The 19,042-nt window shown below is 59.8% G+C and carries 13 protein-coding genes; 6 read left to right on the top strand and 7 right to left on the bottom strand.

Annotation, left to right across the window (positions count from 1 at the left end; translation table 11 throughout):
• Positions 1 to 211 precede the first annotated feature (211 nt).
• Entirely contained in the window at positions 212 to 1,231 is a 1,020-nt protein-coding gene (locus tag ACIF4X_RS18825; protein ID WP_397483276.1) for a quinone-dependent dihydroorotate dehydrogenase, read from the top strand.
• 254 nt (positions 1,232 to 1,485) lie between these two features.
• Here the strand turns inward: ACIF4X_RS18825 and rmf are convergent, their stop codons facing one another.
• The gene (gene rmf / locus ACIF4X_RS18820; protein ID WP_003223300.1) at positions 1,486 to 1,701 is read right to left on the bottom strand and encodes a ribosome modulation factor; all 216 of its coding nucleotides are present in this window, start codon (positions 1,699 to 1,701) and stop codon (positions 1,486 to 1,488) included.
• A 532-nt stretch (positions 1,702 to 2,233) separates the two neighbouring features.
• Between rmf and rlmKL the strand changes: the two genes are divergently transcribed.
• Positions 2,234 to 4,504, top strand: coding sequence for a bifunctional 23S rRNA (guanine(2069)-N(7))-methyltransferase RlmK/23S rRNA (guanine(2445)-N(2))-methyltransferase RlmL (gene rlmKL, locus ACIF4X_RS18815; protein ID WP_397483275.1), 2,271 nt, complete (start codon positions 2,234 to 2,236; stop codon positions 4,502 to 4,504).
• A 145-nt stretch (positions 4,505 to 4,649) separates the two neighbouring features.
• The gene (locus ACIF4X_RS18810; protein ID WP_397483274.1) at positions 4,650 to 7,031 is read left to right on the top strand and encodes a diguanylate cyclase; all 2,382 of its coding nucleotides are present in this window, start codon (positions 4,650 to 4,652) and stop codon (positions 7,029 to 7,031) included.
• Between the two features lie 137 nt (positions 7,032 to 7,168).
• Here ACIF4X_RS18810 and dacB read toward each other — a convergent pair whose 3' ends face one another.
• Positions 7,169 to 8,629, bottom strand: a complete 1,461-nt coding sequence (dacB, locus tag ACIF4X_RS18805; RefSeq protein WP_397483273.1) for a D-alanyl-D-alanine carboxypeptidase/D-alanyl-D-alanine-endopeptidase — start codon at positions 8,627 to 8,629, stop codon at positions 7,169 to 7,171.
• A 234-nt stretch (positions 8,630 to 8,863) separates the two neighbouring features.
• Between dacB and ACIF4X_RS18800 the strand changes: the two genes are divergently transcribed.
• Entirely contained in the window at positions 8,864 to 9,208 is a 345-nt protein-coding gene (locus tag ACIF4X_RS18800; protein WP_007916365.1) for a YggL family protein, read from the top strand.
• 249 nt (positions 9,209 to 9,457) lie between these two features.
• Here ACIF4X_RS18800 and ACIF4X_RS18795 read toward each other — a convergent pair whose 3' ends face one another.
• On the bottom strand, positions 9,458 to 10,648 hold the full coding sequence (locus ACIF4X_RS18795) for a benzoate/H(+) symporter BenE family transporter (RefSeq protein WP_397483272.1): 1,191 nt from the start codon (positions 10,646 to 10,648) through the stop codon (positions 9,458 to 9,460).
• Positions 10,649 to 11,002: 354 nt separating this feature from the next.
• Between ACIF4X_RS18795 and ACIF4X_RS18790 the strand changes: the two genes are divergently transcribed.
• Positions 11,003 to 11,767: a GntR family transcriptional regulator gene (locus ACIF4X_RS18790; protein ID WP_038365431.1), complete on the top strand. Its 765-nt coding sequence runs from the start codon at positions 11,003 to 11,005 to the stop codon at positions 11,765 to 11,767.
• A gap of 181 nt (positions 11,768 to 11,948) precedes the next feature.
• Here the strand turns inward: ACIF4X_RS18790 and guaD are convergent, their stop codons facing one another.
• From guaD to xdhA, 4 genes are all read right to left on the bottom strand, one after another.
• Positions 11,949 to 13,253 carry a guanine deaminase gene (guaD, locus tag ACIF4X_RS18785; protein ID WP_397483271.1) on the bottom strand — a complete coding sequence of 435 codons (1,305 nt, stop codon included), beginning with the start codon at positions 13,251 to 13,253 and terminating at the stop codon, positions 11,949 to 11,951.
• Between the two features lie 13 nt (positions 13,254 to 13,266).
• Positions 13,267 to 14,124: a xanthine dehydrogenase accessory protein XdhC gene (gene xdhC / locus ACIF4X_RS18780; RefSeq protein WP_397483270.1), complete on the bottom strand. Its 858-nt coding sequence runs from the start codon at positions 14,122 to 14,124 to the stop codon at positions 13,267 to 13,269.
• Between the two features lie 126 nt (positions 14,125 to 14,250).
• Positions 14,251 to 16,644, bottom strand: a complete 2,394-nt coding sequence (xdhB, locus tag ACIF4X_RS18775) for a xanthine dehydrogenase molybdopterin binding subunit (RefSeq protein ID WP_397483269.1) — start codon at positions 16,642 to 16,644, stop codon at positions 14,251 to 14,253.
• On the bottom strand, positions 16,637 to 18,091 hold the full coding sequence (xdhA, locus tag ACIF4X_RS18770) for a xanthine dehydrogenase small subunit (RefSeq protein WP_397483268.1): 1,455 nt from the start codon (positions 18,089 to 18,091) through the stop codon (positions 16,637 to 16,639). Before xdhA ends, xdhB begins: the two co-directional genes overlap by 8 nt.
• Positions 18,092 to 18,381: 290 nt before the next feature.
• Between xdhA and ACIF4X_RS18765 the strand changes: the two genes are divergently transcribed.
• Positions 18,382 to 19,041 (top strand): GntR family transcriptional regulator, encoded by a 660-nt coding sequence (locus tag ACIF4X_RS18765; protein WP_038365421.1) that lies wholly within the window; start codon positions 18,382 to 18,384, stop codon positions 19,039 to 19,041.
• The last annotated feature ends 1 nt before the right edge of the window (position 19,042 follow it).

The raw sequence follows: 19,042 nt of genomic DNA, 5'->3' as shown, positions 1-19,042 counted from the left end.
TCGAAAAAAAGCGTCGTCGCGGACTTTGCGCAGGCAAAACCCGGGACGACGCCATTGTCCTTGCCCGCAAGCCGTCATTGGCCTGCAAGCTGATAGCGATGAAAGTGCAAGGCATATGCCAGCGACCTCGATTTGCGCATGCGCCTCGCGCCGCAGGTCGATGCCCGGCTATAATCGCCGCCTCTTTTCGCCGCCCGAGTCATCGCCGCCCATGTACACCCTGGCCCGTCAGCTGTTGTTCAAACTTTCCCCGGAAACCTCACACGATCTGTCGCTGGATCTGATCGGCGCGGGTGGCCGTTTGGGCCTCAACGGCTTGTTGTGCAAGGCGCCGGCGAACGTGCCGGTGACGGTCATGGGCCTCGAGTTTCCGAACCCGGTGGGTCTGGCGGCGGGTCTGGACAAGAACGGCGCGGCCATCGACGGCTTCGCGCAACTGGGTTTTGGTTTTGTCGAAATCGGTACCGTGACCCCGCGTCCGCAGCCGGGCAACCCGAAACCGCGGATTTTCCGTTTGCCGGAAGCCGAGGCGATCATCAACCGCATGGGTTTCAACAACCTCGGTGTCGATAACCTGCTGGCGCGCGTTGCTGCGGCGAAATACAAGGGCGTGCTGGGCATCAACATCGGCAAGAACTTCGACACGCCGGTCGAGCGCGCGGTCGACGACTACCTGATCTGCCTGGACAAGGTCTATGCCCACGCCAGCTACGTGACGGTCAACGTCAGCTCGCCGAACACCCCGGGCCTGCGCAGCCTGCAGTTCGGCGACTCGCTCAAGCAATTGCTCGCGGATCTGGCCACGCGCCGCGCTGAACTGGCGTTGCGTCATGGCAAACATGTGCCGCTGGCGATCAAGATTGCCCCGGACATGACCGATGAAGAAACCGCGCAGGTCGCGCAGGCGCTGATCGAAACCGGCATGGACGCGGTGATCGCGACCAACACCACCCTGAGCCGTGTCGGCGTTGAAGGCATGGAGCATGGCGACGAGGCGGGCGGTTTGTCCGGTGCGCCGGTGCGTGAGAAGAGCACGAATACCGTGAAGGTGCTGGCCGGTGAGTTGGCCGGGCGTTTGCCGATCATTGCTGCTGGTGGCATCACTGAAGGCAAGCATGCGGCCGAGAAGATTCTGGCCGGTGCGAGCCTGGTGCAGATCTATTCGGGCTTCATCTATAAAGGCCCGGCGCTGATTCGTGAGTCGGTAGACGCCATCGCCGCCCTGCGCTGATCCAATTGTGGGAGCGAGCTTGCTCGCGAAAGCGGTGTGCCAGTCTCTGTAGATATTGACTGAATCGACGCTTTCGTCGGAACGCCGCCCGGAGCAAGCTCGCTCCCACAGGTATGTGCGCAGCACAAATAATGTGACAGGCATAAAAAAGGGCTCCTCGAAGGAGCCCCTGGGCCGCAGCCCGCCGTCCGGGAAGGACGTGCATGGTAAGTCGTTACAAATTCAGATTGTCGTGTCGGAATTAATGCCCTGTGTCAGCCGACGGCGTGAAGTTCGTTGAGTCTGTGGATTCCCGCAGTGCCGGTCATACCGTCCCAGTTGTCGCCGCGTCCTTCTCGCCAGCCGTTAATCCAGGCTTGACGTACCGACGGTAGAGTAAATGGGCAAAGCTCACGGGATTTACCACCAACGCCATATTGATATCCGCGCAAAAATGCTCTTTCCAACGGATCACGCTTAAGTCTTCTCATAGGGTGTTTCCCTCACTTGTTGACTGTTTGTGTCGCGTTGACCTCAACTGAGGTCGGGCAGAAAACAACCTGCCATGGTGCGGCTCGCTGCCGGCGTGGCGAGCCAAGGTGTTGACGCCGTTGCGACGTCAACCTGTGCTCAGTTCTAACCAATGAGTCACAGCGATGGAATGACCGTTTTGTCATAAGGACGTAACGAAAAGAGTGCTATAGCGATAAGTAACTGCGTATTTATTGAATGTTTATTGAGCAAACCCCGGTATGATCGGCCCCGCGCTGGATGATGGGCTTAATTCTTTAGTGAGAATGACCCACGTTTGCGCTGGGGTATAAAGCGACGAAGGGTCGCTTTAAGTCTTTTTGTTGCACCAACTTTTTTATCTGTCCCGGCATCTAAGCTCTTTTAACCCGAGCAGCGGGGATGGAACGGCACACCTTCGTGCCACGCGGGCGTTCTTTTAGAAAAGCGCCTGATTGAAAACCGGATCGGCAATGCGTTGCCGATTCACTAGCCAAAGGCTCTGGAAATACCATGTCCGACCGTTTCGAACTCTTCCTCACTTGCCCTAAAGGCCTTGAAGGCCTGCTCATCGAGGAAGCCGTCGGGCTTGGCCTTGAAGAAGCACGCGAACACACTTCCGCCGTGCGTGGCATGGCGACCATGGAAACCGCTTATCGCCTGTGCCTCTGGTCGCGTCTGGCCAACCGGGTGCTGCTGGTGCTCAAGCGCTTCCCGATGAAGGACGCCGAAGACCTGTACCACGGCGTGCTCGACATCGACTGGCAGGATCACATGCTCAGCGACGGCACCCTTGCCGTTGAATTCAGTGGTCATGGCTCAGGCATCGACAACACCCACTTCGGCGCCTTGAAAGTCAAAGACGCCATCGTCGACAAACTGCGCACCCCACAGGGCGACCGCCCATCGATCGACAAGCTCAACCCGGACCTGCGCATTCACCTGCGCCTGGATCGCGGCGAGGCGATTCTCTCCCTCGATCTCTCCGGCCACAGCCTGCACCAGCGCGGCTATCGCTTGCAGCAGGGCGCGGCACCGCTGAAGGAAAACCTTGCGGCAGCGATCCTGATCCGTTCCGGCTGGCCGCGCATTGCCGCCGAAGGCGGCGCGCTGGCTGACCCGATGTGCGGTGTCGGCACTTTCCTCGTCGAGGCCGGCATGATTGCTGCCGACATGGCGCCAAACCTGCGCCGTGAGCAGTGGGGTTTTACCGCGTGGCTCGGTCACGTGCCGGCGCTGTGGAAAAAACTCCATGAAGAAGCCGTTGAACGTGCCGCCGCCGGTCTGGCCAAGCCACCGCTGTGGATTCGCGGTTATGAAGCTGACCCTCGTCTGATTCAGCCGGGCCGCAACAACGTTGAACGTGCCGGCCTGAGCGAGTGGATCAAGATCTACCAGGGCGAAGTCGCGACCTTCGAGCCGCGCCCGGACCAGAACCAGAAAGGTCTGGTGATCTGCAACCCACCGTACGGCGAGCGTCTCGGTGACGAAGCCAGCCTGTTGTACCTCTACCAGAACCTCGGCGAACGTCTGCGTCAGGCCTGCCTGAACTGGGAAGCGGCGGTGTTCACCGGCGCGCCGGATCTGGGCAAGCGCATGGGTATTCGCAGCCACAAACAGTATTCGTTCTGGAACGGCGCGTTGCCGTGCAAGCTGCTGTTGATCAAAGTACTGCCGGATCAGTTCGTCACCGGTGAGCGTCGTACCCCGGAACAACGTCAGGCCGAGCGCGAGCAAGCGGCTTACGACCAGACCCCGGACGAGCCGCAAGAGCGCAAGTTCAACAAGAACGGCAACCCGATCAAACCGACCCCGGCCCCGGCGCCAGTGATCGAGCAGCCGCGCTTGAGCGAAGGCGGGCAGATGTTTGCGAACCGTCTGCAGAAGAACCTCAAGGCGATGGGCAAGTGGGTCAAGCGCGAAGGCATCGATTGCTACCGTGTCTACGATGCCGACATGCCTGAGTACGCGATGGCCATCGACCTGTACCACGATTGGGTGCACGTTCAGGAATACGCCGCGCCAAAATCCATCGACCCGGAAAAAGCCTCGGCACGCATGTTTGATGCGCTGGCAGCCATTCCGCAGGCGCTGAACGTCGACAAGAGCCGCGTGGTGGTCAAACGCCGCGAGCGCCAGAGCGGCACCAAGCAGTACGAGCGTCAGGCTGCTCAAGGCAAGTTCAATGAAGTCAGCGAGGGCGGCGTGAAGTTGCTGGTCAACCTCACCGATTACCTCGACACCGGCCTGTTCCTCGATCACCGGCCAATGCGCATGCGCATCCAGAAAGAGGCCGCCGGCAAGCGCTTCCTCAATCTGTATTGCTACACCGCGACCGCCAGCGTGCACGCGGCCAAGGGCGGCGCGCGCAGCACCACCAGCGTCGACCTGTCGAAAACCTACCTCGACTGGGCGCGCCGCAACCTGTCGCTGAACGGCTTCTCGGACAAGAACCGTCTGGAGCAGGGCGATGTGATGGTGTGGCTGGAAAGCAGCCGTGACGAATACGACCTGATCTTCATCGATCCGCCGACCTTCTCCAACTCCAAGCGCATGGAAGGCATCTTCGACGTGCAGCGTGATCAGGTGCAGTTGATCGACCTGGCCATGGCGCGTCTGGCACCCGGTGGCGTGCTGTATTTCTCCAACAACTTCCGCAAGTTCCAGTTGGAGGAAAACCTCGCCGAGCGTTACGCGGTCGAGGAAATCAGCGCGCAGACCATCGATCCGGACTTTGCCCGTAACACCAAGATTCACCGCGCCTGGAAAATCACGGCTCGTTGACGCTTTGCGATATTGGATCCACAGAGCCTTGATTTTTAAAGGCTCCGTGGATCCTCCCGCGCTAGCTAAATTAGTGGCTAATAGCTATAACTCACACACGGTCAATGGGGTTTTCCCGTAAATGCTGGCGTAGTGAGTTGTCCTTATGTCGTTGCACCCCGTGCGCCCAAAGATTCTGGGTTTCATCAGCGAAGACGTCTCGGCCTGGCTGGTCGCGGTGCTGGTATTGCTCGCCGGCGGGATTCTCACGGGGCTGCTCGCCTGGGCCACCCTCAATCAGTTTCAGCAACAAACCCGCCAGCGTTTTCAGCTGCTGGCCAACGAACGTTACAGCCGCATCGAAGAACGCTTTCAGGATCAGGAGCAGCGCCTCGACGGCCTGCGCCGCTTCTTCGCCAACTCCGAATCGGTGTCCCGCACCGAATTCGACGGTTACACCCAACCCTTACTAATGCGTACTCAGGCCTATTCGTTTGCCCTCAAAGTCAGCGGTGCCGAGCGCGATGCGTTCGAGCAACGGGTGCGTGACGAAGGCCTGAGTAACTTCACCCTCCGTGAATTGAACGCACAGGGCGAGCTGCAACTGGCGGGTGTACGCGATCAATACGTGCCGGTGCTCTACAGTCAGACGCAAAGTCGGCTTGGCTCACCGTTGGGTTATGACTTGCTGGCGCAACCCTTGCGTCGTGACACCCTGCAACGCGCCGACAAGCTTGGCGGGCTGGCGGTGTCGCAACCGATGCATCTGGTCAGCATCGAGCCGTCCTATGCGCGCGGTGTGCTGCTGGTGGCGCCAGTGAGCCGCAATGGCGAGCGGCAGTCGTTTGGCTACGTGATGGCGGTGATCAGCATGCGCCAGTTACTGGCCGACGGTTTACCGGACGCATTCCATGACTACCTGTCGGTGCGCATTCTCGACATGTCGACCAATGATCAGCATGAAGTGTTGTTCGAGTCGACCAACGAGGCGGCGCCGAGTGACCTGACCGCCACGCGTCTGGTGCGCATGGCCGATCACGATTATCAGGTCGATATTCTGCCGAGCGACGCGTTCGTCCAGGCCAATCACTCGTCGGTCGGCAGCGTAATCATTCTGGGTGGCTTGCTCAGTCTGCTGCTCAGCGCCTTGCTCTACGTGTTGGTCAGTCAGCGTCAGCGCGCCTTGCGCATGGTCGAGTTGCGCACGCAGGAGTTGCATGCCAGCGAACAGGAGCTGCGCGGTACCCACGGTCAGTTGCGTGGTGTGCTCAACGCGGCGACGCAGGTGGCGATCATCGCCACCGATCTGCGTGGCGTCATCAACACCTTCAACCCAGGTGCCGAACAAATGCTCGGCTACACCAGTGCCGACGTGGTTGGCCATATGACCCTGGAAAACCTGCACCTGCCCCGAGAGCTGACAGCCCGCGCTGCCGAGTTGAGTGCGCGTTACGGCAAAAGCATCCCGACCTGCCACGCGATGCTGGTCGAGGGCGGTGAAGTCGGTGGCCACGAGGCCCGCGAGTGGACGCTGGTGCGCAGCGATGGCAGTCATCTGCCAGTGAACATGCTCGCCACGCCGGTACTGGATGAGCAGGGTTTGTGGGTCGGGCATCTGGCGATCTGTATCGACATCACCGAGCGCAAGCGCGTGCACGAGGTGCTGGCGGCGCGGGATGTGTTGCTCAAGAAGCTCAGTGCACACGTGCCCGGCGGCATTTATCAGTTCAAGATGGAATTCGATGGACGCTTCAGCGTGATCTACGCCAGCGACGGTATCCGTGAGATCTACGAACTCGAACCGGACGTGCTGCTGTTCAACGCCGAAGCGATCTTCACGCGTATTCATCCGCAAGACATTACCCGCGTGCGGTCTTCGATTCGCGCCTCGGCGGACAGCCTCAGTCCGTGGCGCGAGGAGTATCGCGTGCAACTGCCCGAGCGCGGCCTGCGCTGGGTACGCGGTGAAGCGACGCCGGAAGAGTTGCCGGGCGGCGGGGTGCTGTGGCACGGCTACATCTCGGACATTTCCGATCTGAAACGCGTGGAAGAAGAGCTGCGTGCGCTGTCGGTGACGGATTCGCTGACGGGGATTCATAACCGCCGCTATTTTCAGGAGCGCCTGACCACGGAAATGGCCCGGGTCGAGCGCGGCGGTGGCGAGCTGTCGGTGATCATGCTCGACATCGACCATTTCAAACGTATCAACGATCAGTATGGCCATGCCGTGGGTGATCGGGTGTTGCAGGCAGTCTGTGAGCGGATTGGTCATCGTCTGCGGCGCACCGATGTCTTCTGTCGCCTGGGTGGCGAGGAGTTCATGGTGCTGTGCCCGGACATCGACGGTGAGCATGCGCACACGCTGGCGGTTGAGTTGTGGCAGGGTTTGCGCAGTGCGCCGGTGGACGTGGTTGGCGTGGTCACGGCGAGTTTCGGTATCGCCAGTTGGCGGCCGGGGGAGGGCGCGGACGCGCTGTTGTTGCGGGCGGATTCGGGCGTGTATATGGCGAAGCAGCGCGGGCGCGATCGTGTCGAACAGATGAGCTGACTTCAATACACCGCAACCCCTGTGGGAGCTGGCTTGCCAGCGATAGCGTCATTTCAGTCAGCATATTCAGTGACTGACATTCCGCAATCGCTGGCAAGCCAGCTCCCACAGGGTTTTGTGGTGTTGCTTGAACGGCGTTACAGGACCGAAGCGGTCTGCGGCAGTTTCGGCTGTTTGTAGAGATCCAGCAGCACCTGATCCAGCACCGACGATGCACCGAACGGCGCCTTGTCGTTGAGGATGGCCACTACCGCCCAGGTATTGCCATTCACATCACGGCTGAAACCGGCAATCGCCCGCACGGTGTTCAAAGTACCGGTCTTGACGTGCGCCTCACCGCGCATCGCCGTTGTTTTCAGGCGCTTGCGCATGGTGCCGTCGGTGCCGGCGATCGGCAGCGAGCTGATGTACTCGGCGGCATACGGGCTGTGCCAGGCGGCTTGCAGCATGCTCGCCATCTCGCGGGCGCTGACCCGTTCGGCGCGCGACAGTCCAGAGCCGTTCTCCATCACCAGGTGCGGCGCGGTGATACCTTTCTTCGCCATCCACTGACGCACCACACGCTGCGCTGCCTTGGCGTCGTCGCCGTCGGCGTCATTGCGGAATTTCTGCCCAAGACTCAGGAACAACTGCTGAGCCATGGTGTTGTTACTGTATTTGTTGATGTCGCGAATGATTTCCGCCAGGTCCGGCGAGTAGGCACGCGCGAGCAGTTTGGCGTTGCTCGGGGTCGAGGCCAGACGATCCTTGCCCTGAATGCTGCCACCCAATTCTTTCCAGATTGCGCGCACGGCCCCGGCGGTGTAAGTCGCGTGGTCGAGCAGCGACAGGTAGGTTTGCGAGCTGCAGCCTTCGCCCAACTGGCCGGCCACGGTCACGGTCACGCTGCCATCGGCCTCAGGCACCGGGTTGTAGCGCACGCCGCCGGTGCATTGCTTGGAAGGCAGGGCTTTAACGGTGTTTTCGATGCGCACGCTGGCGATTGGCGGCTCAACCGAGATCAGCACCCGGCCATTATCGTTGCGGGCAACAAATCGCAGGGCTTTGAGGTTGACCAGCAACGAATCCGGTTTGACCAGGAACGGCTTGTTCTCGTCATTGCCGTCATCGTTGAATTCCGGCAGCACCGGCTGCACAAAGAAGTTACGGTCGAGGATCAAGTCGCCGGTGATTTGGGTCACGCCGTTGGCGCGCAGGTCGCGCATCAGCAGCCAGAGTTTTTCCATGTTCAGTTTAGGATCGCCACCACCCTTGAGGTAGAGGTTGCCGTTGAGGATGCCGCCGTTGAGGTCACCGTCGGTGTAGAACTCGGTCTTCCACTGATGGTTCGGGCCGAGCATTTCCAGCGCCGCGTAGGTGGTGACCAGTTTCATGGTCGAGGCCGGGTTGACCGACACGTCGGCGTTGAACACGGTCGGCGTGCCCGGCCCGTCGAGCGGCACCATCACCAGCGACAGGGCGCTGGGCTGCAATTTGCTCGCCTTGAGGGCTTTTTCGACGTTCGGAGTGAGGGAAGTATTGATGGTGGCAGCAGAAACAGGCAGGGCCAGAGGCAGAAGAAGGCCGGCGAGAAACAATGGACGCAACGATTTGATCATATGAAATAAAACCCTACAGCCGAGGGGAAAAAAGACGAGGACATGGATGAAAAGGTCCTCAGTGGTCACGAAAGTGTCGGCATTATGCCCCAAGGTGTAACCGATTGTGCCGTCCTCGGGGTGGCGATTCGTTGATTTTTTTACAGGCGGTCGGCCTCCGTGTCCAGAGAGGCGGGCAATCGATTGCTTAAACTGGTAAAGTGCCCGCCGTATTTACTTAAGAGGATTGTTCCAATGGCGACTAACCGTTCCCAGCGTCTGCGCAAAAAACTGTGCGTTGATGAATTTCAAGAGCTGGGTTTCGAACTGAACCTGGACTTCAAAGAAGACTTGTCCGAAGAAGCCATTGACGCTTTCCTCGAAGCATTCATCAAAGAAGCCATGGAAGCCAACGGTCTGGGTTATGTTGGCGGCGACGACTTCGGTCTGGTATGCCTGCAGAAGCGTGGCTCGGTCAACGAAGAGCAGCGCGCTGCCGTTGAAGCCTGGTTGAAAACCCGCTCCGAGCTGACCAAGTACGAAGTCAGCCCGTTGCTGGACGTGTGGTATCCGGAAAAGCCGATCAACGCGGCTAAGTGATACTGAAAAAAGCGGCGACCTGAGGGTCGCCGTTTTTTTTCGTCTGGGGTTTGGGTGTTTAGGTTTCGGTTTGGGATTTGTGGTGAGTCTACCCCTCACCCCAGCCCTCTCCCCAAGGAGAGGGAGCCGACTTGTGGGCTTTTCAAAGCCTGAGTTCAACTCGGTATCCCACGTCGGCGTATGTCTTCCAAACACCTCGGTCAGTCCCCTCTCCCTCCGGGAGAGGGCTAGGGTGAGGGGCTTTTGACCTTAAGCTTTACGCCAATTCAAAATCAGTAAAGTCAAAACTCCCGCGACAATCCCCCAAAACGCCGAACCAATGGAAAACAACGTCAGCCCCGACGCCGTGACCATAAAGGTAATCAACGCCGCCTCCCGTTCCTTCACCTCGGTCATGGCAATGCTCAAACCATTGATGATCGAACCAAACAGCGCCAGCGCCGCAATCGACAGCACCAGTTCCTTCGGCAGCGCGGCGAACAACGCCGCCAACGTGGCGCCGAACACCCCGGCAATCCCGTAGAAAATCCCGCACCAGACCGCCGCGGTGTAGCGCTTGTTGCGATTTTCATGGGCGTGCGGCCCGGTGCAGATGGCCGCGCTGATAGCCGCCAGGTTGATGCCGTGCGAGCCGAACGGCGCCAGCAACAGCGAGGCGATACCGGTGGTGGTGATCAGTGGCGAGGCCGGGACGTTGTAGCCATCGGCGCGCAGTACAGCGATGCCGGGCATGTTCTGCGAAGTCATCGCGACCACGAACAGCGGGATGCCAATGCTGATCGTCGCGGCGAACGAGAAGTGCGGTGTCGTCCACACCGGCGTTGCCAGTTCCAGATGAAATCCGCTGAAATCCAGCAGCCCCATAAAGCCCGACAGCGCGGTGCCGATCAGCAGCGCGGCGAGCACGGCATAACGCGGCGACAGACGCTTGACCAGCAAATAAGTGAAGAACATCCCCAGCACCAGCCCGGTGCGGTGCTGCGCGGCGACGAAGATTTCGCTGCCGATCTTGAACAGAATTCCCGCCAGCAATGCCGCCGCCAGTGACGCCGGGATCTTTTTTACCAGCCGTTCGAAGCTGCCGGTCAGCCCGCAAATCGTCACCAGCACCGCGCAAGTGATGTAGGCGCCGATGGCCTCGCCATAACTGACACCACCCAGACTGGTGATCAGCAACGCCGCGCCGGGCGTCGACCAGGCGATGGTGATCGGCGTGCGATAACGCAGCGACAGGCCGATCGAGCACACCGCCATGCCGATCGAAATCGCCCAGATCCACGAAGAAATCTGCCCGCTGGTCAGGCCTGCCGCTTGCCCGGCCTGGAACATCAGCACCAGCGAGCTGGTGTAACCGGTCATCATCGCGATGAACCCGGCGACGATGGCTGAAGGCGAGGTGTCTGCCAGTGGGCGCAGTTGAGTGTGCGTGGCGTCGTTCATGACGGCGGTGTTCCTTATACCAATGAAGATGTCCGCCATGACGCAAACCCTTGTATGAGCTGCCGAAGGCGGCGATCTGTTGATCTTGCTTCTTAAAATCAAAGTCAAAAGATCGCAGCCTTCGGCAGCTCCTACAGGGGAGGTGGTGTTCTGGCGGCGGATTCTGCGATCAAGCCTAAACTCAAACGTAACGGATCGTTGCAATACAGCCGAAGTCACAAACAGCCGTACAGTCGTGTTGCCACCTTTCATTGTGTACAATCGCGCTGTTTTTTACGCGATACTTGCCAGCGACCTACTGTGCCGTATTACAGTCACGGTCTATTCGCCGCAGTTCTCCCGACTCGAGTGCCCATGAACGAACAGTTGCAACCCCTCAAGAAACAACCGCGAGCAGGCAAAGCCGGCCGCAGCGGAACCCAGGACGATATTGTCTACGCGCATATCTTCGAGGCCATCCTCGAACAGCGTCTGGCGCCCGGCACAAAATTGAGCGAAGAAGCGCTGGGGGAAATCTTTGGGGTCAGCCGCACCATCATTCGCCGCGCGCTGTCGCGTCTGGCCCATGAAGGCGTGGTGCTGTTGCGGCCGAATCGTGGCGCCGTCGTCGCCAGCCCGAGTGTCGAGGAGGCGCGTCAGGTGTTCCTCGCCCGTCGTCTGGTCGAGCGCGCGATCACTGAGCTGGCGGTGCAACACGCCACCGCCGAGCAGATCGCCGAGCTGCGGCAGATGGTCAACGATGAGCGCGACAGCTTCTCGCGCGGTGATCGCGGCGCCGGTATTCGTCTGTCGGGCGAATTCCACCTGAAACTGGCGGAAGCGGCGATGAACGCTCCGTTGATCAGCTTCCAGCGCAGCCTGGTTTCGCAGACGTCGCTGATCATTGCCCAGTATGAAAGCGGCAACCGTTCGCACTGCTCGTACGACGAACATACCCAGTTGATCGACGCGATCGAGAAACGTGACGGTGAGTTGGCGGTGAATTTGATGATGCATCACATGGATCACATCGACAGCAAGCTCAACCTCGACGAGGAAGGCGCGTCGGATGATCTGCATGCGGTGTTCTCGCATTTGTTGCAGACCAAGAAGCCTGGGCGCCCGAGCGCCAAGCTATAAGTCAGACCGAGTCGCCTCAATCGCTGGCAAGCCAGCTCCCACAGGTTTCTCGGTGTATCGCAGATTTGGTAAGCCCCACAAATCCCTGTGGGAGCTGGCTTGCCAGCGATAGCAAGCTGACAGGCAATAAAAATCCCCCGGACTGAAAAGTGCCGGGGGATTTTTTTGCCTTGGGAAAAACTCAGCGCTGATGCACCAAAGCACCCGCCGCATACGTCTGCTGCACCGTGCGGTCATCACCCAGCGTCATCAACACAAACAACGTCTCGGCAATGTTGTTGGCCTGCTTCAAGCGATAGCTCAGCAGCGGCGTAGCGTTGTAATCCAGCACCAGGAAGTCAGCGTCGGAGCCCGGTTGCAGGTTGCCGATCTTGTCTTCCAGACGCAGCGCCCGCGCGCCTCCCAAGGTTGCCAGGTACAGCGACTTGAACGGACTCAGTCGCGCACCTTGCAACTGCATCACTTTGTACGCTTCGTTCAGCGTCTGCAGCAGCGAGAAACTGGTACCGCCGCCGACGTCGGTGCCCAGACCGACATTAAGTTTGTGCTTCTCGGCCATCGGCAGATTGAACAAACCGCTACCCAAGAAGAAGTTCGAGGTCGGGCAGAACGAGATCGCCGAGCCGGTTTCCGCCAGACGCGCGCATTCGTCGTCGCACAGATGCACACCGTGGGCAAACACCGAACGCTCGCCGAGCAGTTTGTAGTGATCGTAAACGTCGAGGTAGCCTTTGCGCTCCGGGAACAGTTCCTTGACCCACTCGATTTCCTTGAGGTTTTCGCTGATGTGGGTCTGCATGTACAGATCCGGATACTCGGTCAGCAATTGGCCGGCGAGGGTCAATTGCTCCGGGGTGCTGGTCGGTGCGAAACGCGGGGTCACTGCGTAATGCAGACGACCCTTGCCGTGCCAGCGCTCGATCAGCGCCTTGCTTTCGACGTAGCTCGATTCAGCGGTGTCGGTCAGGTAGTCCGGCGCGTTGCGGTCCATCATCACCTTGCCGGCGATCATCCGCAGGTCAAGTTTCTCGGCCGCCTCGAAGAATGAGTTCACCGACTGCGGGTGCACACTGCCGAACACCAGCGCGGTGGTGGTGCCGTTGCGCAGCAGTTCCTTGATGAAGATGTCGGCGACATCATCAGCGTGGGCCTTGTCGCCGAACTGGCTTTCACACGGGAAGGTGTAGGTGTTGAGCCAGTCGAGCAGTTGCTCGCCGTAGGCACCGACCATGCCGGTTTGCGGCAGGTGAATGTGGGTGTCGATGAAGCCCGGGGTAATCAGCGCGTCCTGGTAGTGCTCGATTTCGATGTCCGCCGGCAGTGTCGGCAGCAAATCACTGGCGTGGCCAAGGGCGCTGATCTTGCCGCCATCGACCACCAGCAGGCCATCCTCGAAATATTCGTAGGAGGCTTCGATCCCGACTTCGGCAGGGTCGGCGATGCTGTGCAGGATGGCGGCGCGGTAGGCTTTGCGAGTCAGAGGCATGAGGGTTCTCTAATCAGTTTGAGGCTTTGAGTTTGGCGGCCTGACTGCGCCGCGAAACCGGCAGCAGTTTGGCAATCGGTTCGGCGCTGGCAGTCTGCTGGCCGAAGTTGGCGTTATAGGTGGCGATGATTTCGCCGGCGATGGAGATGGCGATTTCCACAGGCAGTTTGCCTTTGACTTCGCCGATGCCCATCGGGCAGCGCATGCGTTGCACGACGCCGCTGTCGAAGCCGCGATCACGCAAACGGTGTTCGAATTTGGCGCGTTTGGTCTTTGAACCAATCAGGCCGAAGTAGGCGAAGTCGTTGCGCTTGAGAATCGCGGCAGTGAGTTCAAGGTCGAGCTGATGGTTGTGGGTCATGACGATGCAGTAACTGCCAGCGGGCAGTTCATCGATTTCATCCACAGGCTCTTCGGCGACGATTTTACGCACGCCGTGGGGGATCTGTTCGGGGAATTCGGCATCACGCGAATCGATCCAGCGCACCCGGCAGGGCAGACTGGCGAGCAATGGCACGAGGGCACGACCAACGTGACCGGCGCCGAACACGGCAATCTGCGCCTGCACCTGGCCCATCGGTTCGAACAGCAACACGGTGGCGCCGCCGCAGCACTGGCCCAGGCTGGCGCCGAGGCTGAAGCGCTCCAGATGAGTGTCCTGCTTGCCGCTGGCGAGCATCTCGCGGGCGATCTGCATGGCTTTGTATTCCAGATGCCCGCCACCGATGGTGTCGAAACTCTGGTTGGCGCTGATGACCATTTTCGAGCCGGCGTTGCGTGGCGTCGAGCCGAGTTCTTCGATGATCGTCACCAGCACACAGGGTTCGCCCTGGTTCTGCAGGTCGGCGAGGGCGTCGATCCAGTTGTACATACACACCTCTCAGATCGTTCCCACGCTCTGCGTGGGAATGCATCACTGGACGCTCCGCGTCCGCTGTTCAGGATGCGACGCAGAGCGTCGCGGGCTGCATTCCCACGCAGAGCGTGGGAACGATCATCAAACAACCTCGGTTTCAGCTTCAACGGCTTTCACCGCTTTCAACTGACGCATCTGCTCACAGCCCCACAACACCCGCTCCGGCGTCGCTGGCGCATCGATCTGCGGCTGATGCTTGTAGTCACCGAGGCTCGCCACCGCATCCTTGATCGCACACCACGAAGCAATCCCGAGCATGAACGGCGGCTCGCCGACAGCCTTCGAATGGAACACCGTGTCTTCCGGGTTCTTGCGGTTTTCCACCAGTTTCACCCGCAGGTCGAGCGGCATGTCCGCCACGGCCGGGATCTTGTAGCTGGCCGGGCCGTTGGTCATCAGCTTGCCTTTGTTGTTCCAGACCAGCTCTTCCATGGTCAGCCAGCCCATGCCCTGGATGAAGCCACCCTCGACCTGACCGATGTCGATGGACGGGTTCAGCGAGGCGCCGACGTCGTGAAGAATGTCGGTACGCAGCATCTTGTACTCGCCGGTCAGGGTATCGACGATCACTTCGCAGCACGCCGCACCGAAGGCGAAGTAGTAGAACGGACGACCACGCGCCTGGCTGCGGTCGTAGTAGATTTTCGGGGTCTTGTAGAACCCGGTGCTCGACAGCGAGACCTGATTGAAATATGCCTGCTGGATCAGTGCTTCGAAAGTCAGAATATGGTCACGAACTCGCACGTGGCCGTTGTGGAATTCAACGTCTTCTTCAGTGACTTTGAAGTGACGCGCAGCGAATTCGACCAGACGTTTCTTGATGATTTCTGCCGCGTTCTGCGCCGCTTTACCGTTCAGGTCAGCGCCGCTGGAGGCCGCTGTCGGCGAGGTGTTCGGCACCTTGTCGGTGTTGGTCGCGGTGATCTGCACGCGATCCATTTCCACCTGGAAAACTTCAGCCACGACTTGCGCGACTTTGGTGTTCAGGCCCTGACCCATTTCCGTGCCGCCGTGGTTCAGATGGATGCTGCCGTCGGTGTAGATGTGGATCAAGGCGCCTGCCTGGTTCAAGAAGCTCGCGGTGAAGGAAATACCGAATTTCACCGGGGTCAGCGCCAGGCCTTTTTTCAGGATCGGACTGTTGGCGTTGTAGCGACGGATCGCTTCGCGGCGCTCGTGATACTGGCTGCTTTCTTCCAGTTCGGCGGTCATCTCTTCGAGCATGTTGTGCTCGACGGTCTGGTAGTAATGGGTGACGTTGCGCTCGGTCTTGCCGTAGTAGTTGGCCTTGCGCACGGCGAGCGGATCGAGTTGCAGGTGACGGGCAATCGCGTCCATCACTTCTTCGATTGCGACCATGCCTTGCGGACCACCGAAACCACGGTAGGCGGTGTTCGACGCGGTGTTGGTCTTGCAGCGGTGACCGTTGATGGTCGCATCGCCGAGGTAGTACGAGTTGTCCGAGTGGAACATCGCCCGGTCAACAATCGAGGCGGACAAGTCCGGCGAGCAGCCGCAATTGCCAGCCAGGTCCATGTTGATCCCGTGCAGGCGCCCGGTGCTGTCGAAGCCGACGTCGTACTCGACGTAGAACGGGTGACGCTTGCCGGTCATCAGCATGTCTTCGACGCGCGGCAGGCGCATCTTGGTCGGCTGGCCGGTGAGGTGCGCAACCACCGCGCACAGGCAGGCCGGGCTGGCGGCTTGAGTTTCCTTGCCGCCGAAACCACCGCCCATGCGGCGCATGTCGACGACGATTTTGTTCATCGACACGTCGAGCACTTCGGCGACCAGTTTCTGCACTTCGGTCGGGTTCTGCGTCGAGCAGTAGACGATCATGCCGCCGTCTTCGGTCGGCATCACCGAGGAGATTTGTGTCTCCAGATAGAAGTGTTCCTGACCGCCGATGTGCAACGTGCCTTGAATGCGGTGTTCAGCGGTCGCCAGTGCGGAGACTGAATCGCCGCGCTGATGGGTGTGGCTGTCGAGCACGAAGTGGCGTTTGCGCAGCGCTTCGACCACGTCCAGCACTGGCTCGAGGTCTTCGTATTCGATGATCGCGGCCATGGCCGCTTTGCGCGCGGTTTCCAGATCTTTCGCCGCAACGGCGAGCACCGGTTGACCAACGAACTGCACGTCATCGATGGCCAGCAGCGGGTCGCCCGGCATCAGCGGGCCGATGTCTTTCAGGCCCGGCACGTCTTCGTGGGTGATGGCGATGCGCACGCCTTCGAAGGCGTAGCACGGCGAAGTGTCGATGCTGATGATTTTCGCGTGGGCGCGGTCCGACATGCGTGCATACAAGTGCAACTGGTTGGGAAATTCCAAGCGGTCATCGATGTACTGCGCTTCACCGGACACATGTTTGGCGGCGCTGTCGTGCTTGACGCTGCGGCCGACACCGGAGGTCAGATCCTTGGCGAACAATTCAGCCAGTTCAGCTTGAGTTTTCTCTACGCCGTGATGGTTAGACATAAGCGGTCACCCGAGTCTCGATGTGCGGTGTTTGCAGTTCGATGAAGTATTTGCGCAGCAGGTTCTGCGCGCTGAGCAGGCGATATTCCTTGCTGGCGCGGAAGTCCGAGAGCGGGGTGAAATCTTCCGCCAGTGCGGCGCAGGCGCGTTCGATCACGGTGTTGTTGAACGGCGCACCGATCAGCGCGGCTTCGCAGTTAGCAGCGCGTTTCGGGATTGCGGCCATACCACCGAAGGCCATGCGCGCATCGGTGATCACGCCGTTTTCGACGCGCAGGTTGAACGCGGCGCAGACGGCGGAGATGTCGTCGTCCAGACGCTTGGAGACTTTGTAGGCGCGGAACAACTGCTCGGCGCTGGCGCGCGGGACGATGATCTTCTCGATGAATTCACTTTCCTGGCGGGCCGTGACTTTGTAATCGATGAAGTAATCGTCGAGGTTCAGGGTGCGGCGGGTTTCGCCTTTGCACAGCACTACTTGCGCGCCGAGGGCGATCAGCAGCGGGGGCGAGTCACCGATCGGCGAGGCGTTGCCGATGTTGCCGCCGAGGGTGCCCTGGTTGCGGATTTGCAGCGAGGCGAAACGGTGCAGCAGTTCGCCGAAGTCCGGGTACTCGGCGTTCAGCGCTTCGTAGCAGTCGGAGAGGGCGGTGGCGGCGCCGATTTCGATGCGGTCATCGAAGGTGTCGATGCGCTTCATTTCCGCGACGTTGCCGACGTAGATCATCACCGGCAAAGTGCGGTGAAACTGAGTGACTTCCAGCGCCAGATCGGTACCGCCGGCGAGCAGGCGCGCTTGTGGGTAAGCGTCGTAGAGATCGGCCAGATCGGCGACCGTCAGCGGCACCAGACAGCGCTTGTCGCCACTGTTCAGTTCGCCGATATCGGTCGGAGCGATAGCTTTCAGACGAGCAATGGTCTCCGCTTCGCGGGCATCGAACTGATCCGGTTGCTTGCCGCAGCAGGATTGTTCGGCAGCCGCCAGAATCGGCCGGTAGCCAGTGCAGCGGCAGAGGTTGCCGGCCAGCGCTTCGTGGGCTTTGGCGTGATCGGGTGCATCGCTGTTCTTTTGCAGGGCGAACAGCGACATGACGAAACCGGGGGTGCAGAAACCGCACTGCGAGCCGTGGCACTCGACCATGGCTTTCTGCACGCTGTGCAGTTCACCTTTGTGCTTGAGGTCTTCGACGCTGATCAATTGTTTGCCGTGCAGCGACGAGACAAAGGTCAGGCACGAGTTGAGGCTGCGATAGCGAATGTGTTCGCGGCCATCGTCATCCGTTTGCAACTCGCCGACCACTACGGTGCAGGCGCCGCAGTCACCGCTGGCGCAACCTTCTTTGGTGCCGGATTTACCCACGTGTTCACGCAGGTAATTGAGCACAGTCAGATTCGGGTCCAGGGCGTGCTCGCTACGGAGTTCCTGGTTAAGTAAAAACTGGATCACGGAAGGCCTCGCAGACTCATTATTGTTGTTAACCGACTTGAGCCGAATTTAGCAGGTCTGACTTTTCGGTCAATGGTTTTCTGACTTAAAGGTCAGGAAAATCCATTTCGTCGATCAACAACGTGTCTATTCAGTATTGACCCTCATCGGTCGACCTGGTTTTTTGTTTGGTTTTCTAAAGAAAACTGCGGGAATCGTGCCAAAAACCGCTGAGTGGGCACTCCGCCATGACCGTGCATTTGCGCTACACTGCGCCGCTTGTGCAGATCGATAGAGTTTGAAGGACAACCATGACGTTCAAGGCGCCGGACAGCCTCGCCGAGCAAATCGCTCACCACCTCGCCGAACGCATCATTCGCGGCGAAATGAAGCCAGGAGAGCGCATCCAGGAACAGAAGGTCACGCTGGCGCTGAACGTCAGCCGCGGTTCGGTCCGCGAAGCCTTGCTGATCCTTGAGCGCCGCCACCTGATCGCGATCCTGCCGCGTCGTGGCGCGCACGTCACCGAGCTGACGCCGCACAAGGTGCAGAGCCTGTGCACGCTGATGAGCGAGTTGTACATCCTGCTCGGCAACTCGGTGGCCAATGGCTGGCAAGTGCAGTCGGACATGGCGCCGTTCGTGCAGATCCAGCAGCGCCTGACCGCCAGCTACGAGCGTCAGGACATCCGCAGCTTTGTCGACGACAGCTTCAGCGTGATGCGCGCTGCCTATCCGTTCGCCAACAACCCGTACCTGCAAGAAACGGTCGAGAACCTGCAACCGGCGATGAGCCGCGCCTACTTCCTCGCCCTTGAACAGCGCAAGGCTTCAATGAGCGAGTTCCTCGAACTGTTCGAACGCCTGTTGGCCGCCGTGCTCGCCCGTGATTTGCCGCAGATCCGCATCGTGCTGACGGCTTACGCCCAGCGCAGTTGCGATCTGGTGGTGTCCGCGCTGACGGTTGCCTAAG

The organism is Pseudomonas sp. NPDC085632 (assembly GCF_044541255.1).
Lineage (GTDB): Bacteria > Pseudomonadota > Gammaproteobacteria > Pseudomonadales > Pseudomonadaceae > Aquipseudomonas.
This window is presented reverse-complemented; position numbering and strand designations above follow the sequence as displayed.

Excerpts from the sequence above, each read along its gene's own strand:
- rlmKL (WP_397483275.1), top strand. The coding sequence starts at position 2,234 with ATGTCCGACCGTTTCGAACTCTTCCTCACTTGCCCTAAAGGCCTTGAA.
- ACIF4X_RS18800 (WP_007916365.1), top strand. The coding sequence starts at position 8,864 with ATGGCGACTAACCGTTCCCAGCGTCTGCGCAAAAAACTGTGCGTTGAT.
- guaD (WP_397483271.1), bottom strand. The coding sequence starts at position 13,253 with ATGCCTCTGACTCGCAAAGCCTACCGCGCCGCCATCCTGCACAGCATC.
- ACIF4X_RS18795 (WP_397483272.1), bottom strand. The coding sequence starts at position 10,648 with ATGAACGACGCCACGCACACTCAACTGCGCCCACTGGCAGACACCTCG.
- ACIF4X_RS18810 (WP_397483274.1), top strand. The coding sequence starts at position 4,650 with ATGTCGTTGCACCCCGTGCGCCCAAAGATTCTGGGTTTCATCAGCGAA.
- xdhC (WP_397483270.1), bottom strand. The coding sequence starts at position 14,124 with ATGTACAACTGGATCGACGCCCTCGCCGACCTGCAGAACCAGGGCGAA.
- dacB (WP_397483273.1), bottom strand. The coding sequence starts at position 8,629 with ATGATCAAATCGTTGCGTCCATTGTTTCTCGCCGGCCTTCTTCTGCCT.
- rmf (WP_003223300.1), bottom strand. The coding sequence starts at position 1,701 with ATGAGAAGACTTAAGCGTGATCCGTTGGAAAGAGCATTTTTGCGCGGA.
- ACIF4X_RS18765 (WP_038365421.1), top strand. The coding sequence starts at position 18,382 with ATGACGTTCAAGGCGCCGGACAGCCTCGCCGAGCAAATCGCTCACCAC.
- xdhB (WP_397483269.1), bottom strand. The coding sequence starts at position 16,644 with ATGTCTAACCATCACGGCGTAGAGAAAACTCAAGCTGAACTGGCTGAA.
- ACIF4X_RS18790 (WP_038365431.1), top strand. The coding sequence starts at position 11,003 with ATGAACGAACAGTTGCAACCCCTCAAGAAACAACCGCGAGCAGGCAAA.
- ACIF4X_RS18825 (WP_397483276.1), top strand. The coding sequence starts at position 212 with ATGTACACCCTGGCCCGTCAGCTGTTGTTCAAACTTTCCCCGGAAACC.